Origin of the sequence: Natronincola peptidivorans (assembly GCF_900111615.1) — a bacterium.
In the GTDB taxonomy this organism is placed as follows: Bacteria; Bacillota; Clostridia; order Peptostreptococcales; family Natronincolaceae; genus Natronincola_A; species Natronincola_A peptidivorans.
On sequence record NZ_FOHU01000002.1, the window covers coordinates 278,075 to 297,113 of the forward strand.

At 37.8% G+C, this 19,039-nt stretch carries 18 protein-coding genes and 2 riboswitches; of the genes, 16 read left to right on the forward strand and 2 right to left on the reverse strand.

Annotation, left to right across the window (positions count from 1 at the left end):
* Positions 1-371: 371 nt before the first annotated feature.
* Both BMX10_RS03990 and BMX10_RS03995 read right to left on the reverse strand, forming a co-directional pair.
* Entirely contained in the window at positions 372-656 is a 285-nt protein-coding gene (locus tag BMX10_RS03990) for a spore coat protein (RefSeq protein ID WP_090439700.1), read from the reverse strand.
* Between the two features lie 36 nt (positions 657-692).
* Positions 693-914: a hypothetical protein gene (locus BMX10_RS03995; RefSeq protein WP_090439703.1), complete on the reverse strand. Its 222-nt coding sequence runs from the start codon at positions 912-914 to the stop codon at positions 693-695.
* A 241-nt stretch (positions 915-1,155) separates the two neighbouring features.
* On the opposite strand from BMX10_RS03995, the gene BMX10_RS04000 reads away from it, so the two are divergent.
* From BMX10_RS04000 to purD, 16 genes are all read left to right on the forward strand, one after another.
* Positions 1,156-2,253 (forward strand): aldo/keto reductase, encoded by a 1,098-nt coding sequence (locus tag BMX10_RS04000; RefSeq protein WP_090439706.1) that lies wholly within the window; start codon positions 1,156-1,158, stop codon positions 2,251-2,253.
* Between the two features lie 14 nt (positions 2,254-2,267).
* On the forward strand, positions 2,268-2,468 hold the full coding sequence (locus BMX10_RS04005; protein ID WP_090439709.1) for a hypothetical protein: 201 nt from the start codon (positions 2,268-2,270) through the stop codon (positions 2,466-2,468).
* 51 nt (positions 2,469-2,519) lie between these two features.
* A complete protein-coding gene (locus BMX10_RS04010) occupies positions 2,520-2,918 on the forward strand; it encodes a thioesterase family protein (protein WP_090439712.1) in 399 nt (132 codons plus the stop codon).
* A gap of 89 nt (positions 2,919-3,007) precedes the next feature.
* Positions 3,008-3,110, forward strand: a riboswitch (purine riboswitch).
* Between the two features lie 214 nt (positions 3,111-3,324).
* Positions 3,325-4,782 (forward strand): IMP dehydrogenase, encoded by a 1,458-nt coding sequence (gene guaB / locus BMX10_RS04015; protein WP_090439715.1) that lies wholly within the window; start codon positions 3,325-3,327, stop codon positions 4,780-4,782.
* Between the two features lie 19 nt (positions 4,783-4,801).
* Complete coding sequence (gene guaA, locus BMX10_RS04020) at positions 4,802-6,334, forward strand: glutamine-hydrolyzing GMP synthase (RefSeq protein ID WP_090440015.1); 1,533 nt, start codon at positions 4,802-4,804, stop codon at positions 6,332-6,334.
* A 153-nt stretch (positions 6,335-6,487) separates the two neighbouring features.
* Complete coding sequence (locus BMX10_RS04025; protein ID WP_090439718.1) at positions 6,488-7,114, forward strand: TetR/AcrR family transcriptional regulator; 627 nt, start codon at positions 6,488-6,490, stop codon at positions 7,112-7,114.
* A gap of 95 nt (positions 7,115-7,209) precedes the next feature.
* Positions 7,210-8,151: an alpha/beta hydrolase gene (locus tag BMX10_RS04030; protein ID WP_090439721.1), complete on the forward strand. Its 942-nt coding sequence runs from the start codon at positions 7,210-7,212 to the stop codon at positions 8,149-8,151.
* 220 nt (positions 8,152-8,371) lie between these two features.
* A riboswitch (purine riboswitch) is annotated at positions 8,372-8,473 on the forward strand.
* Positions 8,474-8,668: 195 nt separating this feature from the next.
* A complete protein-coding gene (locus BMX10_RS04035) occupies positions 8,669-10,012 on the forward strand; it encodes an NCS2 family permease (protein WP_090439724.1) in 1,344 nt (447 codons plus the stop codon).
* Positions 10,013-10,205: 193 nt separating this feature from the next.
* Positions 10,206-11,351 (forward strand): 5-(carboxyamino)imidazole ribonucleotide synthase, encoded by a 1,146-nt coding sequence (locus tag BMX10_RS04040; protein ID WP_244272631.1) that lies wholly within the window; start codon positions 10,206-10,208, stop codon positions 11,349-11,351.
* A 21-nt stretch (positions 11,352-11,372) separates the two neighbouring features.
* A complete protein-coding gene (gene purE, locus BMX10_RS04045) occupies positions 11,373-11,891 on the forward strand; it encodes a 5-(carboxyamino)imidazole ribonucleotide mutase (RefSeq protein WP_090439727.1) in 519 nt (172 codons plus the stop codon).
* Between the two features lie 26 nt (positions 11,892-11,917).
* The gene (purC, locus tag BMX10_RS04050; protein ID WP_330387801.1) at positions 11,918-12,631 is read left to right on the forward strand and encodes a phosphoribosylaminoimidazolesuccinocarboxamide synthase; all 714 of its coding nucleotides are present in this window, start codon (positions 11,918-11,920) and stop codon (positions 12,629-12,631) included.
* A gap of 29 nt (positions 12,632-12,660) precedes the next feature.
* The gene (gene purF / locus BMX10_RS04055) at positions 12,661-14,091 is read left to right on the forward strand and encodes an amidophosphoribosyltransferase (protein ID WP_090439730.1); all 1,431 of its coding nucleotides are present in this window, start codon (positions 12,661-12,663) and stop codon (positions 14,089-14,091) included.
* 11 nt (positions 14,092-14,102) lie between these two features.
* Entirely contained in the window at positions 14,103-15,131 is a 1,029-nt protein-coding gene (gene purM, locus BMX10_RS04060; RefSeq protein ID WP_090440025.1) for a phosphoribosylformylglycinamidine cyclo-ligase, read from the forward strand.
* A complete protein-coding gene (purN, locus tag BMX10_RS04065) occupies positions 15,119-15,754 on the forward strand; it encodes a phosphoribosylglycinamide formyltransferase (RefSeq protein WP_090439733.1) in 636 nt (211 codons plus the stop codon). The genes purM and purN overlap by 13 nt, the downstream gene beginning before the upstream one ends.
* The gene (gene purH / locus BMX10_RS04070) at positions 15,751-17,280 is read left to right on the forward strand and encodes a bifunctional phosphoribosylaminoimidazolecarboxamide formyltransferase/IMP cyclohydrolase (RefSeq protein WP_090439737.1); all 1,530 of its coding nucleotides are present in this window, start codon (positions 15,751-15,753) and stop codon (positions 17,278-17,280) included. Before purN ends, purH begins: the two co-directional genes overlap by 4 nt.
* 397 nt (positions 17,281-17,677) lie before the next feature.
* On the forward strand, positions 17,678-18,931 hold the full coding sequence (purD, locus tag BMX10_RS04075; RefSeq protein ID WP_090439740.1) for a phosphoribosylamine--glycine ligase: 1,254 nt from the start codon (positions 17,678-17,680) through the stop codon (positions 18,929-18,931).
* Positions 18,932-19,039 lie beyond the last annotated feature (108 nt).

The following is a 19,039-nucleotide window of genomic DNA, read 5'->3' on the forward strand; positions in this document are numbered from 1 at the left end:
AGAAGTTGAGAAGTTGAGAAGTTGAGAAGTTAGAAGTTAGAAGTTAGAAGTTAGAAGTTAATGATTTAGTAAAACGGAGGAAAAAGCAAAGAAGATTGAGATTAGTATGTAGTATTCCAAGTATTTGCAAGGGAATGGTAAAAAAGAGGAGCATTACTGTGAAGCGTCTACCAGAAGGATAGAATAGGGGATGACTTTCAAGCTCAACAAGTAATAAAAAATTACAACAAAATATAGAAAGGAATTTACGAGGAGATTTGAGTGTAGAAACGTTTTTCAGGTCTGCTGAGAGGGATTCTAAATTGTAATAGATCAGGTATTCATTCATTATGAAAACCTGATCTATTTAATTTTATTAATAATTATCGCAATTACTGAAGCTGGTTTTTCATTTGGGTATACTTAGTTTTTGCATTTTGTACATCTTGAGCTTGAGCCTGTTTTGTTTGATACCAACCTCTTTTTTCCATAGCATTAAAAATCTGATACTGTATTTCTTGACTTTCATTCAAGCATTTGGTTAAATGCTGTCTTAGGTTTGAACAAGAAGCTTCGGTTATACCAACATTGTATGCAGATGTCACCTGTTTTTCAGAAGCAATAAGATCATTCATTAACTCCTTTTCACTAAAGCTGGCTTGATGATTAGTATTCATAGTAGAACCTCCTCTTTAATATGGCTAGTAGTATTTCTATTGATGTGAGTTTAAATAGTTGTATAGCTCATTGTAATGCTGCTTATGCTTTTGAGCTGCTTGTTGACATAAATTCTTCAGCTCTGCATCTGTACAATAGCCTGCATATGTGGAGAATTTTTTGTTCATTAGTGCTTCATAATTTAATTGATCCTCTAAAATTTTTAAATTGTTTGCATCCAATTTAGCTGATGTTTGATTATTCATGTTTGTATTCATTTTAGAGCCTCCTCGTATGATATGTGAAGTTTGGTTCTATATTATTATGAATAAAAATCATAGAATTATGGGTTGAAAATTAAAGTAGATATGTAAAAAAACGTTATTAAATAAAGCTGCATATAAGAATAAAGGTGCTTAAAGAAAAATCCAATATGGAAAAATTAGAAAAAGAAAAAAAATTCATGTATAATAAAGAATAAGGAAAACTACATAGGGAATAAGATAAGGAGGCTTTTAAATGATTTATAGAGATTATGGTACTACTGGAAAAAAAGTTTCCGCTATTGGATTTGGTGGAATGCGTTTTGGAGAAGATGATGATTATGCAGTAGAGGTTATAAGGAGAGCCAATGCATTGGGGATCAATTATTTTGATACGGCGCCTTTTTATTGCGATGATAGAAGTGAAGCTATTTTTGGCAAAGCCTTAAAAAAAATGCCAGCAAGCTATTACATAGCTACAAAAAGCATGATTCACAAAGAACCAGATGCAGACGCTGTTCGAGGAAGAATAGAAAAATCTCTTAAAAGACTTGATGTTGATAAAATTAACTTTTATCATATGTGGTGTATTATGGACCTAGAGCAGTATCAGAAGGTAATGGCTCCCGGTGGACCCTATGAAGGAGCCATGAAAGCAAAGGAGGAAGGATTGATAGAGCATCTTGTCTTTTCCACTCATTGCAAAGGATCGGATATTCGGAAAATTATTGAAGATAAAGTTTTCGAAGGAGTACTTCTAGGGTATAATGTTATGAATCATCCCTTCCGTCAAGAGGGAGTAAAAGCTGCCTTAGAGCATAATATCGGGGTTGTCACCATGAATCCTTTAGGAGGTGGCTTAATACCTCAGCATCAGGATTACTTTGATTTTATTAGGCAGTATGAGGATGAAACTGTTAATCAAGCAGCTATAAGGTTTAATGCTGCTGCAGAAGGAATAACTGTGACACTAGCTGGTATGGGAACCATAGAAGAGGTAGAGGAAAATGTAAAAACCCTACAGCATCCATTAACCTTTTCCGAGGAAAAGCGACTAGAGATTAAGAACAAAATGGTGAAGGATATGGACGCTCTCTGCACAACCTGTCAATACTGTTTAAAATGTCCAAAGAAAATAAAGATTCATCATTATTTAGAAGCTTATAATCTAATGGTGTTAAAGGATGTAGAACAAATGAAAAAGCATATTGATTGGTTGAAGCAGTCAGGGAGTATTAAAGATGAGCATGCCTTGCCAGCAGACTGTATAGAATGTGGCAAATGTGAAGAACTATGTACCCAGAAGCTCCCAATCATCGATAGGTTAAAGGCAATAGCAGAGCTATACAAATAGCAAGGAGGACTGGCATGAGCAAACATGAAGAAAAGCTTATAGTTGAAGGTAAGGAGATTTTCTGTCCTATATGTGGTTATGACAAATACTGGACAAGAGAGACTTTGATGAATACAGCTGGAGCAAGCTTTTTAGGCTTTGACTGGGCAAATAAAGCAGCTATGAATTATGTGTGCAATCAATGCGGTTATGTACTTTGGTTTCTAAAAAAATAAGAAAAAATTTAAAAATATTAATAAGTGATTTATATAAGGGGTGTATAGGAAATGGATTTTAATTTATCAACAGGAATGAAGGCAAAGGTGGAAATCAATGTGGAGCTAAAGGATACAGCGGTTTCCTTTGGCAGCGGTGGGGTAAAGGTATTGGCTACCCCTATGATGATTGGTATTATGGAAAATGCTGCATTAAAGGCTGTAGATTTCAATTTGCCGGAAGGATATGCTACAGTAGGAACGCATTTAGAGGTAAAGCACCTAGCGGCTACACCAATAGGGATGAAGGCATATGCAGAAGCAGAGCTAATAAAAATTGAAGGTAAAAAGCTATTATTTAATGTAACGGCCTATGATGAAAAGGAAAAAATCGGGGAAGGAACCCATGCTAGGTACATTATTTCTGTAGATAAATTTATAGAGAAAACCAATGAAAAATTACATAAATAATAATCCGAACAAAAACAAAGAAAAGAGGAAAATAATTCTTGACTTTTAGTGGGCCATTTGTTAACTTAAATAATAACAATGGAACATGAATATGATATAAAAACAACACGCATATAATATCGATAATAAGGATCGATAGTTTCTACCTTAAGGACCGTAAAGCCTTGGACTATGGGTGAAGTTATTATATTTCAGTGGGGCTGTGTAGAAAAGGGATCTATGTGGTTTTGCTGAGTTTTATATCTTTATAAAACCCATATAATAATTTCACTCTTTTTAGAGAGTAATTATTATGCGGGTTTTTTGTTTTCATTTTTTAGTATCACTAGGGGTAGTTTATTTAATAATAATATATGTAAAGATTTACAAGCGATAGAAGGATCTATTACAAAAAGGAGGCTTATCTATGGAAGACAAAATTGTACAAGAAGGATTAACCTTTGATGACGTATTACTGATTCCTGCAAAATCAGAGGTGCTGCCAAATGAAGTGGAGCTGTCTACAAATCTAACAAAAAAGATTAAGTTAAATATTCCGTTAATGAGTGCCGGTATGGACACAGTTACTGAAGGAAAGATGGCAATCTCTATGGCACGAGAAGGTGGTATTGGGATTATTCATAAAAATATGTCTATAGAGGAGCAGGCATTAGAAGTAGATAAAGTAAAAAGAAGTGAGCACGGAGTTATTGTAGATCCCTTCTTTTTATCTCCAGAGCATGCAGTGGCTGATGCATTAGAGCTAATGGAAAGATATCATATCTCAGGTGTGCCTATAACTGTAAAGGGTAAGCTGGTGGGGATTATCACCAATCGTGATATCCGGTTTGAAACCAACTACGAAAAACTGATTTCAGAAGTGATGACAAAGGACAAGCTGGTTACAGCAAGAGAAGGTATCACTATGGAGGAAGCACAGCAAATTTTAATGAAAAATAAAATAGAAAAGCTGCCCATTGTAGATGAGGATGGGATGCTAAAGGGCTTAATAACAATTAAGGATATTGAAAAGTCTATCAAATATCCTAACTCAGCTAAGGACTCAAAATCTAGGTTGCTGGTAGGAGCAGCAATAGGGATAACCAAGGATATGATAGAGCGAGTAGATGCCCTCCATAAAGCAAAGGTTGATGTGGTGGTACTAGATACAGCCCATGGTCATTCTAAAGGCGTTATTGAAGCAGTAAAAAAAATCAAGGCAAAATATCCTGAGCTTCAGGTAATAGCGGGAAATGTTGCTACTGCAGGAGCGACTGTGGAATTGATTGAAGCCGGTGCGGATGCTGTAAAGGTAGGCATTGGTCCTGGATCAATTTGTACAACGAGGGTAGTAGCTGGTATAGGCGTTCCACAAATTACTGCTGTATATGATTGTGCAAAAGCAGCAAAGGCTTATGGTATACCAGTGATAGCGGATGGCGGCGTAAAGTATTCGGGAGATATTCCTAAAGCCATAGCTGCTGGGGCCAATGTGGTGATGATAGGTTCACTGTTTGCAGGGACGGAGGAAAGCCCTGGGGAGACAGTGATTTATAAAGGAAGAAGCTTTAAAACCTACCGAGGGATGGGATCTATTGGAGCTATGGAAAGAGGTAGTAAAGATAGATACTTCCAGGAGGATAATAAAAAGCTAGTACCAGAAGGAGTAGAAGGAAAAGTGCCCTACAAAGGGCCTCTAAAGGATACCGTTTTACAGCTGGTGGGAGGCCTGAAATCAGGTATGGGTTATTGTGGTACCACGACTATTAAAGAACTACAGGAAAAGGGTAAATTTATTAGAATAACAGGTGCAGGCTTAAGAGAAAGTCATCCTCATGACATTATCATCACAAAAGAAGCACCAAATTATAGTGTAGGGGAGTAAACCCGAAAGGATGGATGGCATGAACAATGAACTAGTTCTAATTCTGGATTTTGGTGGGCAATACAATCAGCTGATAGCTAGACGAGTGAGAGAATGCAATGTATATTGTGAAGTAGTACCCTATAAAACCTCCGTTGAAGAGATTAAGAAAAAAAATCCTAAAGGCATCATTTTTACAGGAGGACCAGCAAGTGTTTATGGTGAAAAGGCTCCTAAATGTGATGAAGGTATTTTTCAATTAGATATACCTATCCTAGGCATCTGCTATGGAGGACAGCTGATGGCAGAAACCTTAGGTGGAAAGGTAAATGCTGCTACAAAAAGGGAATATGGTAAAACAGCTTTAAAGCTAAAGAGTGATTCAGCATTGTTTAAAGATGTAGAGCAAAACAGTATTTGCTGGATGAGTCATACAGACTTTATTGAAAAAGCCCCTGAGGATTTTGTGATTACCTCCTCTACGGAGGATTGTCCAGTAGCAGCAATGGAAAATACAGCAAAAAAGCTATATGCAGTACAATTTCATCCAGAGGTAGAGCATACAGAGGCAGGAAAACAGATGATTTCTAACTTCCTCTATGAGGTATGTGAATGTGAAGGAACGTGGACCACTGAGAATTATATTGAAGAAGAAATCAGTCATATTAAAGATTTGGCAGGAGATAAAAAGGTATTATGTGCACTATCTGGAGGGGTAGATTCCTCAGTAGCAGCTGTATTGGTGCATAAAGCTGTAGGTGATAACCTCACCTGTGTTTTTGTAGACCATGGTTTACTCCGAAAGGATGAAGGAGATCAAGTAGAGGAGATCTTTAAGAATAAGTTTAAGATGAACTTTATAAGAGTGAATGCAAAGGACCGATTCTTAGGAAAATTAGCGGGTGTAGAAGACCCAGAGAAAAAACGGAAAATCATTGGAGAAGAGTTTATCCGACTTTTTGAAGAAGAAGCAAAAAAACTAGGGGAAATTGATTATTTAGTTCAAGGAACCCTTTATCCAGATATCATTGAAAGTGGGACAGAAACTGCCTCGGTTATTAAGAGTCACCATAATGTTGGCGGGTTACCAGAGGACATGCAGTTTAAATTAATAGAGCCCTTTAAATATCTGTTTAAGGATGAAGTTAGAGCTGTTGGTACAGAGTTAGGCCTGCCAGAGGAAATCGTATGGAGGCAGCCTTTCCCTGGTCCAGGACTGGCAGTACGAGTATTGGGAGAGATTACTGAGGAAAAATTGCATATTGTTCGGGAAGCAGATGCCATTGTTCGTGAAGAAATCAAAAAAGCTGGGTTGGATAGAGCTATATGGCAGTATTTCGCAGTACTTCCCAATATTAAGAGTGTTGGTGTTATGGGAGATGAAAGAACCTATGCCCACACCATAGGTATAAGAGCCATCACCAGCTCCGATGCCATGACAGCCGATTGGGCAAGGATTCCTCATGATGTGTTGGAGAGAATGTCCAATAGGATTGTCAACGAAGTAGACAATGTAAATAGAATCGTTTATGATATTACATCTAAGCCGCCATCTACGGTGGAGTGGGAGTAGGAGCATAAAGATAAATAGTCAGTGTAAGTAGGTGGTTTAGATTTTTGTTTAATCTAAGCCACTTTTTTTGTCATAAAAAGATGTTGACATATTATGTTAATAATACTATAATTTACATTGAATGAAGTTTCAATCAATAAAGAGGTGGTTTCTATGGCAAGGAATACTGAATTAAACGAAAAAATCAAGGAAGAGCGGAGGGAACAAATTTTAGCTATGTCACTTAAATTGTTTGTGACAAAGGGGCTGGCTGCAACTAAAATCACAGATATTTCTACGGCTTTGGGACTTTCCCAAGGATTGATATATCATTATTTTAGTTCTAAAGAAGAAGTTTTTATTGAGCTTATTAGGAGTGCATATCATAACATGACTGAAGCTGCTGTAGGCCTAGAAAGTCTTCCCTTAACCCCTCAGGAGAAAATAAGAATAGCTATAGAAAAATTATTACAGGGCTTTGATGAGGGGAATGATGCAGCATATTATTTCATGCTTATTATTCAAGCACAGGTATTTGAAACCGTACCAGATGAAGCTAAGGAAATCATTAAAGGAAGATATTTACTGCATGATGTAATAACAAGGATTATAGATGAAGGACAAAAAGAAGGTACCTTTAAAATGTATGATGCAAGAGAATTAGCCTTAGTCTTCTGGGGGATTATGAATGGCTTTGCAATACAGAAGGCCATAGGCGGAGACAATTTAAAGATGCCCAAACCAGATGTTCTTATGGATTTATTTCTGCATGAGACAACACTTAATAATGAGAAAAAATAAGTAATGAGGAAAAATCAGTGACTAATTTTTGCTATATATCTTTTGTGTCAGAATAGAAGAGACTATAGTGAAATTAGCTGTAGGAGGAAAGATAAATGTTGAGCATAAGAGGACGCCTTATATCTTTTTTATTGAGAAATCGCCATTTATTAAGCTTCTCATCAAAAAAGAAAGTCATTGATTGGAATACCTATGAAGCGATACTAGGTTTCCGAAAAGATGTTGAAAAAGGAGCCGGAAGGTTTGGTAAATTACCTGAGGGAATTGATGTAGTACCCGTAAGTATAGATAACCTATATGCCGATTGGATACTACCTGCAAAAGTAAAAAAAGATAAAGCTATACTATATTTCCATGGCGGAGGATATATATCCGGCACATGTAAAGCCCATCGAGAAATTACAGCCAAATTCGTTAAAGAAAGCAATATAGGTGCCCTGCTTTTTGAGTATCGGTTAGCACCGGAGCATCAGTTTCCTGCAGCGTTAGATGATTCAATAGCTGCTTATCAGTGGTTGCTAAATCAGGGTATTTCATCATCCAACATAGTATTTATGGGGGACTCAGCAGGTGGAGGATTATGCCTAGCCGCTTTACTAGCTTTGAGGGATCAGGGCAGCCCTCTACCGGCAGCAGTAGTGGCTCTATCCCCTTGGACAGATTTAAAGTGTACAGGAGAATCCTATGTTACTAAAGCCAAGATATGTTTATCTCCTGAAGGGACAGGACTGGCTTTTGCTAAACATTATGCAGGGAGTAATGACCCAGCTTTGCCATATATATCTCCTCTTTATGGAGACCTTCATGGACTTCCTCCTATGCTTATTTTTGTTGGTGGAGATGAAACTATGCGTGATGATTCCATTAGATTTGCAGAAAAGGCAAAACAGGCTGGTACAGATATAACACTGACAGTAGAAGAGGGATTGTTTCATTGTTATCCTGCTACAGCACCCCTCTTTCCAGAGGCTACCCAGGCCTTGAGGGATATCGGAATTTTTATAAATAAACATATAGATAAGGAAAAAATAATTTAGCCATTTGCTGGGATGCTGCATATAACAATAAAAACAAAAGGAAGTGTCGTATTATGTAAAAATAGCATAGCTATAAAATAAGCGAATATTAACAGAAGAACTAACAAAAATAATCCTAACATACACAAACTAAAAAACAAAAAATCCAATAAAACATTCGAAAAATCCATTGACCTTTTCCATAGCATCTGTTATTATAAAAATGAAAGAAAAAGAGCGCGCTGTTTGACAACTTCAAACTCATATAATGTCGATAATAGGGTTCGACAGTTTCTACAGAATGACCGTAAATCATTCTACTTTGAGTGAAAGTGTACCTAGGGTTCCGTTCTTTACATATTTTATAAAGAAGCTGGTCCAAGCGGTACAGGCATTGGATCAATGTTACACCGATGGGAGAAAAGCCCGGACGGATAGGTTTCACTATAGTGAAGTCTATCTATCCGGGTTTATTTTTTACTTAAAAAGGCATTATAAATAAGAGGTAATCATCAACTGAAAAAAAGGAGGCTACACCATGAATGAAAACGCTTCAGCTTTAGAGAAAATGTTTAAGCTTAAAGAGAACAACACAGATGTAAAGACGGAAATCATTGCAGGTATTACTACTTTTGTTACAATGGCCTATATCTTATTTGTAAATCCAGATATTTTATCTGTAGCAGGGATGGATTTCAATGCTGTATTTTTAGCTACATGCTTATCGGCAGCTATTGGTACTTTTATCATGGGCTTTTATGCTAATCTGCCATTTGCCCAAGCACCAGGAATGGGATTAAATGCATTTTTTACCTTTGGAGTAGTACTGGGATTAGGCTATACATGGGAGCAGGCTTTGGCAGCAATTTTTATTTCAGGACTTTTATTTATCTTATTAACCATTACAGGCACAAGAACAGCGATTGTTGAAGCTATTCCTGATTCTCTAAAGCATGCTATCGGTGGTGGTATCGGTCTATTCATTGCTTTAATCGGCTTTAAAAATGCAGGAATTGTTGTACCTTATGAAGCTACTTTAGTAACATTAGGCAGCTTTCAGGATCCTAAAGTATTACTATCCGTTATTGGACTAGTTATTACAGGGATTTTAATGGCAAAGAGAGTAAAGGGAGCTATTTTAATTGGTATTATTTCTACAATGCTTATCGGTATTCCTTTGGGAGTAACCAATACAGCTGTAGCTTTAGACTTTAATTTTGATATTACACCAACCTTATTCAAAATGGACTTTCCTGGACTATTAAATATAGGTGAAGCTGGAATCGTAGGAGCTCTTACTAGCGTGTTAACTGTTGTAATCTCCTTTAGTTTAGTAGATATGTTTGATACCATAGGAACATTAATCGGGACTGGTGCAAAAGCAAAGATGTTAGATGAAAAAGGAAGATTACCCAACATGAATAAAGCTCTAATGGCAGATGCAGTGGCAACTTCCGCAGGAGCAGTACTAGGTACATCTACAGTAACCACCTATGTTGAATCCGCAGCAGGGGTAGCAGAGGGCGGTAAAACAGGATTAACTGCTGTAACGACTGGTATATTATTTTTATGTGCTATTGTGTTAGCACCATTCGCATTAATGGTACCACAGCAAGCAACAGCTCCAGCCTTAATCATTGTAGGGGTATTGATGATGGGAGCAGTAAGAGAGATTAATTTTGACAACTTTGAGGAAGCACTACCAGCATTCTTTACAATTGCTTTAATGCCTTTCTCCTTTAGTATTGCAAATGGTATTGCAGCAGGCTTTATCTTCTATGCATTAGTAAAGGTTGCATTAGGAAAAGCAAAGGAAGTACATCCAGCTATTTATATATTAGCAATTCTATTTATTCTAAGATTTACGATATTACCTCACTAATTAAAAATATAGATTGCAGAAAAACCCTGTAAGATTTAAGGAAAAGAACCCAGTAACCACAGCGTATAGATGCATACGTAAGGATGCTGGGTTTTCCAAACAATCAAGAAGAAAAGAACTTTTCATTTGGCAAAAAAATAAGCTCATCTAGTGGTATTGAGGAAAATTTACATGAAGGAAGGAGGAGAAGAAGTTGATTTTTAAAAAGATAGGTATCATAGGCGGGGGGCAGCTAGGAAAAATGATGATTTCAGAGGGAAAAAAATTGGGATTGTTTTTTGCAATACTGGACCCTGTAACTGATTGTCCTTGTTCCTCCATGGTTGACCGGCATATAGTAGGAGATTTTTATGACAGAGATAAGATAAGGAGTTTAGCAGAAGAAACAGATGTGATTACCTATGAGTTTGAGCATATAGATGCAGATATATTAATGGAATTAGAAGAAGAAGGACATACCATCTATCCTTCACCCGGCACATTAAAGATGATTCAAGACAAGTTTCAGCAGAAAAGCTTTCTACAATCACAAGGCATTCCTGTTTCAGCGTTTCAGAGGGTTAAATCAGTACAGGATCTTCAAAAATCAACGCTGCAATATGGGTTTCCTTTACTTTTAAAAAGCTGTAGAGGAGGCTATGATGGTAAAGGAAACTATGTTATAAAAAATGCTGAAGAGGTATCTACAGCCTATGATGCATTAGGAGGAAGTGCTTCAGAGCTTATGGTAGAAGCCTTTGTTCCTTTTGTAAAAGAGGTCTCAGTTATTGCCGCTAGAGGCATAAAGGGAGAAATTAAGGTATACCCCTTAGGGGAAAATATCCATGAAAATAATATTCTAAAAACTACCATTATTCCAGCTAGAGTCAGTAAGGAAGTAGAGGAAAAGGCTAAAGCCCTAGCCATGGAAACCATGGAGGTACTAAAAGGTGTAGGTATATTTTGTATAGAGATGTTCGTTGATAAAAACAATCATCTTTTAGTAAATGAAATTGCCCCTAGGCCTCATAATTCAGGACACTATACTATAGAAGCCTGTAGCACCTCTCAGTTTGCTCAGCATATTCGGGCTATTCTTGGACTGCCTTTAGGAGAAACAGCTTTGCTAAAGCCAGCAGTTATGATTAATCTTTTGGGAGAAAAAGGCTATGAAGGAAGGGCCAAGCTAGTGGGAACGGAAAAAGCATTAGGATTACCAAAGGTGTATGTGCACTTTTATGGGAAAAGTGTCACTGCTCCGGAACGGAAAATGGGGCATATAACGATCTTGGATAACAATCTACCGTTGGCATTGAAAAAAGCAGAGCGGGTAAAAGATATGGTGAAGGTAATCAGTTAAACCGTGAGGGGGTTCATGAAAATGAAAAAGCCATTGGTCAGCATCATTATGGGTAGTGATTCAGATTTACCAGTAATGAAGGAGGCAGCTGAAATATTGACAGAATTTGACGTTGTCTATGAGTGTACGATAGTTTCTGCCCATCGAACACCAGAAAAAATGTTTGCATTTGCAGAAGCGGCAGAAGATAAAGGGATACAAGTAATCATCGCAGGAGCCGGAGGAGCAGCTCATTTGCCAGGTATGGTGGCTTCCTTAACAAGTCTTCCTGTAATAGGCGTGCCTGTCCAGAGTAAAGCATTAAGTGGTATAGATTCTCTTTACTCAATTGTACAAATGCCACCAGGAATCCCAGTAGCTACAGTAGCTGTTAACGGTGCTAAAAATGCCGGTATCCTAGCTGCCGAAATTATAGGGCTGCAAGATTCCAAAGTAAAGGTAAAGCTGAAGGAATATAAGGAAGCCTTAAGAGTAATGGTGGAAGAAAAGGCAGAAAAGCTAGAAGCTATAGGGTATGAAGCCTATCTATCCGACAAGTAAACCAACGACAAATCGGAGGTGTTAAGATGAATGACCTGGAAAAACTTCACATGCTCTATGAAGGTAAAGCAAAAAAAGTGTACAAAACTAAGGATGAGGATAAGTTCATTGTAGAGTACAAGGATGATGCTACAGCCTTTAATGGTGTAAAGAAAGGAAAGATTGCAGATAAAGGCATCGTAAATAATCAAATGTCGGGAATTCTCTTTCGATTACTACAGGAAAAAGGTATCGAAAATCATTATATTGACACTTTAGGTGATAGAGAAATGCTGGTGAAGGCAGTGAAAATCATTCCCGTTGAAGTGATTGCAAGAAATGTAGCGGCTGGTTCTATGGCAAAAAGATTAGGGGTTGAAGAAGGTAAAGCTTTTAAGGCACCGGTGATGGAGTTTTGCTATAAAAGCGATGAACTAGGAGATCCTCTTATTAACGAAGACCACATAGAGGCTTTAGAATTAGCTACCAAAGAAGAAATAGATAAAATTAAAAGCTATACATTAAAGATTAATGAAATCCTACAGGAATTCTTTTGCAGGAAAAACCTAAGGCTTGTTGATTTAAAGCTTGAATTCGGATTGTTTGAGGGAAAGGTTATCCTAGCTGATGAGGTATCTCCTGATACCTGTAGACTTTGGGATATCAATACCGATGAAAAGCTGGACAAGGATAGGTTTAGAAGAGACTTGGGAAATGTGGAAGAATCCTATCAAGAAGTATTAAGAAGGTTAAAAAAATAAGAGATTAATGAATAGAGAGGGGCATCAAAATGTATCATGGAGTAAATCTCGATAAGCTAAAAGAAGAATGTGGAGTAGTAGGGATTTATACAGATAGCAATGAAGATACAGCTAGACTCTTATATTATGGATTATATGCCCTGCAGCATCGCGGCCAGGAAAGTGCTGGGATTGCCGTTAACAATGGATTGAAAAGTAATTATCATAAAGCAATGGGTTTAGTACCAGAAGTGTTTAATGAAGATATATTAAAAAAGCTAGATGGACATATAGGGGTAGGTCATGTTAGGTATTCTACTGCAGGGGAAAGCTATGTGGAAAACGCTCAGCCCCTTGTGGTTAGGTATAGAGGTGGTAGTATTTCTCTAGCCCATAATGGCAACTTAACCAATGCATCTGTTATTAGAGAAAGATTAGAAGACGGCGGTGTAGTATTCCAAACATCTATAGACAGCGAAGTGATTGTAAATCTAATTGCTAGATACAGCAATGAGGGAATTATTACCGCTATTGAAAGAACTGTGGATTTGATTAAGGGAGCTTATGCCCTCGTTATTATGACAGAGGAACAGCTTATTGGAGTAAGAGATCCATTAGGCTTAAGACCTCTTTGTATAGGTAAGATAGGGGAAAAAGAATATGTATTGGCATCGGAAAGCTGTGCTCTAGATATAATGGGAGCAACCTTGGTAAGAGATGTTGAGCCAGGTGAGATTGTCATTATCGATAAAAATGGGATTCGGTCTAACCCCTATAAAAACAATGAGGAAAGAGCTTCTTGTATCTTTGAGTATATTTATTTTGCAAGGCCTGATAGTGTGATTGATGGTATCAGTGTTTATGAAGCCCGGAAAAATGCTGGGAGAATACTATCAAAAGAGTATCCAGTGGAGGCGGATATGGTAGTGGCTGTTCCAGATTCCTCTGTTCCAGCCGCCATTGGTTATAGTGAAGCCTCGGGTATCCCCTTTGATGAAGGTCTAATAAAAAACAGATATGTAGGAAGAACCTTTATTCAACCTACTCAATCTATGAGGGAGTTAGCAGTTAGATTAAAGCTAAATCCCCTAAGGGAAAATGTGGAGGGAAAAAGAATTGTTTTGATTGATGATTCTATTGTAAGGGGGACTACCATTAGGCGTTTGGTAGAAAGACTAAAAAGCGCAGGCGCTAAAGAAGTACATGTTAGAATCAGCTCTCCTCCAGTTGCCTTTGGATGCTATTTTGGTATAGATACTCCCGATAGAAATCAATTGATAGGGGCTATAAAAACTGCAGAACAAATTAGAAAAATTATCGAGGCAGACAGCTTGGGTTATATAAGTACTGAAGGCTTAGTGGCTTCCACTACCTTACCAAAGGAGCATTTTTGTTTAGCTTGTTTCAGCGGTGATTACCCAATGGATGTGCCTAAGGTAGGAGAAAAGAAAATATTTGAGAGATTACCAGGAGGTGAGTAGGTTTGGATCCTATGACTTATAAAGAGGCAGGGGTAAATGTAGAGGAAGGACAAAGGGCAGTAGAGCTAATGAAGAAGCATGTGAAAGGCACGTTTAATCAGCATGTACTAGATGATATAGGTGGTTTTGGAGGATTATTTGCCTTAGATGTAAAAGGAATGAAGGAGCCCATCTTAGTTTCCGGCACGGACGGCGTAGGAACAAAGCTAAAGCTAGCTTTTCTACTGGACAAACATGATACCATAGGACAGGATTGTGTGGCTATGTGCATCAATGATATCTTATGCCAAGGGGCAAAGCCCTTATTCTTTTTAGATTATATTGCTACTGGGAAGTTAAAGGCAGAAAAAGTAGCAGACATTGTGAAGGGAATTGCTGATGGCTGCCAAATAGCCAAAGCTCCTTTAATTGGAGGAGAAACAGCTGAGATGCCTGGATTTTATCAAGATGGTGAATATGATATCGCTGGGTTTGCAGTAGGTATTGTAGACAAGTCTCAGGTGATTACGGGTAAGGATATTGAAGACGGTGATATTATACTTGGATTAGTCTCCAGCGGACTTCATAGTAATGGATATTCTTTAGCAAGAAAGGTTTTGTTGGAAAGGGAAAATTATTCCTTAGACACGTATATAGAAGATTTAGGGAAGACACTAGGGGAAGAATTAATTACGCCTACAAAAATTTATGTGAAGGCAGTAATGGAAGTGTTGAAGCAGGTGAAGATAAAAGGCATTGCCCATATTACTGGAGGAGGCTTCTATGAAAATGTTCCCCGTATACTACCACAGGAGCTAGATGCTGAAGTCCAGCTCCAAAGCTGGCCAATCCCTGAGATTTTTAATATAATCAGAAGCGTGGGAAATGTAGAAGAAGAAGAGATGTATAAAACCTTTAATATGGGGATAGGTATGATGCTGGTGATATCAGAAAAAGACAAAGAGAAAGCACTGACTGTATTAAAGGAAGCTGGAGAAAGTGCTTATGAAATCGGAAAAATTATTAAAGGCAAAAGACAGGTGGTATTATGTCAGGAGTAAGAATAGCAGTTCTTATATCTGGTGGAGGAACAAATCTACAAGCCTTAATCGATGCAGTGGAAACGAGGGATATCAAAGGGAAGATTGCTTTGGTGATCTCTAATAAAAGGGATGCCTATGGACTAGTAAGGGCAGAAAAGCATGGGATAGAAACCATGGTACTGGAAAAGGAAACCTATGGATTTAGAGAAAGACGAGATGCTGCATTACTGGAAATCTTGCAGGAGAAAAAAATAGACTTGATTGTATTGGCAGGTTATTTAGCTATACTACCATCTATAATTATAAACGCATTTCCAAACAGAGTAATGAATATACATCCTTCTCTTATACCAAGCTTTTGTGGCAATGGCTACTATGGAGAAAAGGTGCATGAAGAGGCACTAAAAAGAGGAATAAAGGTGACGGGAGCAACTGTGCATTTTGTCAACGAGGTGACAGATGGAGGTCCTATTATTCTGCAAGAAACCGTAGAGGTGGATTTTGAGGATGATGTAAAAAGTCTTCAGGAAAAAGTTTTGGAGGCGGAGCATAAAATCCTGCCGCTGGCGGTGAAGCTTTTTGCAGAGGAAAAATTAGAGGTTGTTGGAAACCGAGTAAAAATAGAAGAGGTGAAGAAATGATTAAACGAGCTTTAATAAGCGTATCTGATAAGAATGGTATTGTGGATTTTGGGAAGGCATTAGCAGGTCTTGGAATAGAAATATTATCTACTGGAGGTACTGCTAAGCTATTAAGAGAATCGGGTGTAGAGGCTATAGATGTTTCAGAGGTAACTGGCTTTCCAGAATGTCTAGATGGTAGAGTGAAAACATTACATCCTGTAGTTCATGGAGGAATACTAGCCATCAGAGATAATGAGGAGCATCAGAAAACCTTGGAAGAATTAAGCATTACCCCTATTGATTTGGTTGTAATTAATCTTTATCCTTTTAAGGAAACCATATTAAAAGAAGGGGTTACGATGGAAGATGCCATCGAAAACATTGATATAGGCGGACCAACCATGCTGCGCTCGGCTGCCAAGAATCACAAATTTGTAACGGTAGTGACAGATCCAGCTGACTATGATAAGGTCTTGACAGAAATAAAGGAAAACAAAGATACCACCTATGAGACTAGATATGATTTAGCCCTAAAGGTTTTTCAGCACACCAGTCATTATGACACTTTGATTGCCTCTTACTTAGGAGCAGATAAAAATCCTCTGGGGAATATTGTAACAGTTACCTATGAAAAGGTACAGGATTTAAGATATGGAGAAAATCCTCATCAACAGGCTGCTTTTTATAGAGAGGTAGGTCAACAAACAGGAACCTTAGTAGAAGGCCTTCAGCTTCAGGGTAAGGAACTGTCTTTTAATAATATTAATGATACCAATGGAGCATTGGAGCTGCTAAAGGAATTTGAAGAGCCTACTGTGGTTGCTGTTAAACATACAAATCCCTGTGGCGTAGCTTCTGGCAAGAGTATTTTTGAAGCTTATACTAAAGCCTTTGAATCAGATCCACTCTCTATATTTGGTGGAATAGTTGCCGCTAATGATACCATAGATGAACAAACGGCTGAAAAAATGAAGGATATCTTTTTAGAAGTGATTATTGCCCCGGATTATACAAAGGAAGCTTTAGCCATATTTTCTGCAAAGAAGAACCTGAGGATTATTAAGTTGACGGATATCAAGGCAAAAAAGGAAAAAGCTCTGGACATGAAAAAGGTTGCAGGGGGATTACTTATACAGGATAGCAATAAAGACCTCCTAGAGAAAACAGAGGTGGTTACTACCATACAGCCTACTGAAGCTGAAATGGAGGACTTAGTTTTTGCTTTTAAAATTGTAAAGCATGTGAAATCCAATGCAATAGTTTTGGTGAAGGATAAACAGACCTTAGCAGTAGGACCAGGACAAACCAGCAGAATCTGGGCACTACAAAATGCAATCAGAAACAGTACACATAGCTTAGAGGGCAGCGTGATGGCATCAGATGCATTCTTCCCCTTTAGTGATTGTGTAGAGGAAGCAGCTAAGGCAGGAGTAAAAGCTATCATTCAGCCTGGAGGCTCTATGAAGGATGGGGATTCCATCGAAGCATGTAATGATAAAGGAATAGCTATGGTCTTTACAGGAATTAGGCATTTTAAACATTAAAGAGTAATGATAGATAGATGATAATATAGGTTAGCAATGTAACAAATAAAAAAATGCAATTTCTAATTTGTTATAATTAGGTATATAGTGGTGTCTAGCAATTTTGATACACACAGGCCTGCGGTTTCACCAATGGATGATGTCTACAATCCATTCCAATGAAAAATACTAAAATTCGCAAACTCACTGCGTTCAAACATACGAATTTTTTAACGTATTATTCATTTCCTTGAATTGGACATCATAGCCATTGTCTGCAAATGCAGCCCTTTAGTGTATCAAAATTAAGTATAGAAGCATGCGAATATTTCTTAGTATAATGATAGTTTTTTCTTGGATACCTAAATATAGCAAGTGTGTTTTGAAAACCTTAGCTTTAAAACTAGGAGGTAAAGTAATGAAGGTATTGGTGATTGGTAATGGCGGTAGAGAGCATACCCTTGTATGGAAATTAAATCAAAGTCCTCAAGTGACTGAGATTTACTGCGCTCCAGGGAATCCAGGGATAGGGGAAATTGCAGAAAATGTTGAAATTGCTGTTGATGACATAGAAAAGCTTGTAGATTTTTCCTGGGAAATGTCAATTGATTTGACAGTAGTGGGGCCGGAAATACCTTTAGTGGCAGGGATTGTCGATGCTTTTCAAAGGAACGGATTGAAAATCATTGGTCCATCGAAGGCGGCGGCACAGCTGGAGGGAAGTAAAGCCTTTTCAAAGGACTTTCTTAATAAATACAGGATTCCTACTGCTATGTCCCATGAAGTTCACACCTATGATGAAGCTGTAGATACCCTAAAAAAATACAGCTTTCCAGTAGTAATTAAGGCAGATGGATTAGCTGCTGGTAAGGGTGTGCTGATTTGTGAAGATCAGCAGGAGGCAGAAAGAGGCTTAGAAGACATTTTGATAAAGAAAGTATTTGGAGATGCGGGTAATAAGGTAGTAATTGAAGAGTTTCTAGAAGGTATTGAGACTTCGGTGCTTTGCTTTGTGGATGGAAAAACCATTGTACCGATGGTTAGCAGTCAGGATCACAAGAGAATATATGACAATGACAAAGGTCCCAACACTGGAGGAATGGGAACCTATTCCCCAAACTATGTGTATACAGAGGAAATAGCTAAGATTGTAGAAAAGGATATTTTGCAGCCCACCCTGAAGGGTATCCAATTAGCAGAAATGGATTTTAAAGGAATCCTCTTTATTGGTCTGATGATTACAGAGGAAGGACCAAAGGTCTTGGAGTATAATGTAAGATTCGGTGATCCAGAAACACAGGTGGTATTACCGAGACTAGAAACAGATCTGGTAGAAATATTTCAACACATGCTGCAGCAAAAACTTCATGAGATTGATATTCAGTGGAATGATAAAGGGGTAGTATGTGTAGTGTTGGCTTCTGGCGGTTATCCAGGAGATTATGAGAAGGGTATTGAAATCACGGGTTTAGAAGATATACAAGAAAACACCATTGTATTTCATGCAGGAACCGACATGAAGAAAGGTAGACTTGTGACTAATGGAGGAAGGGTGTTAGGGGTTACCTCCTGGGCTGAAGATATAGAGACTGCAAGGAAACAGGCCTACAATAATGTAGAAAAAGTACAGTTTAAGGGAAAAACCTATAGAACGGACATAGCAGTAAGGTAAGAAAAATATAACCTTTATAAGATTTGGGGGGTTGGTTAAGAGTAAAAAAGCTCTTTACCACCCCTTTATAATTTTGTTAGTATATTAAGAAGGTATCTTTAAGATAGA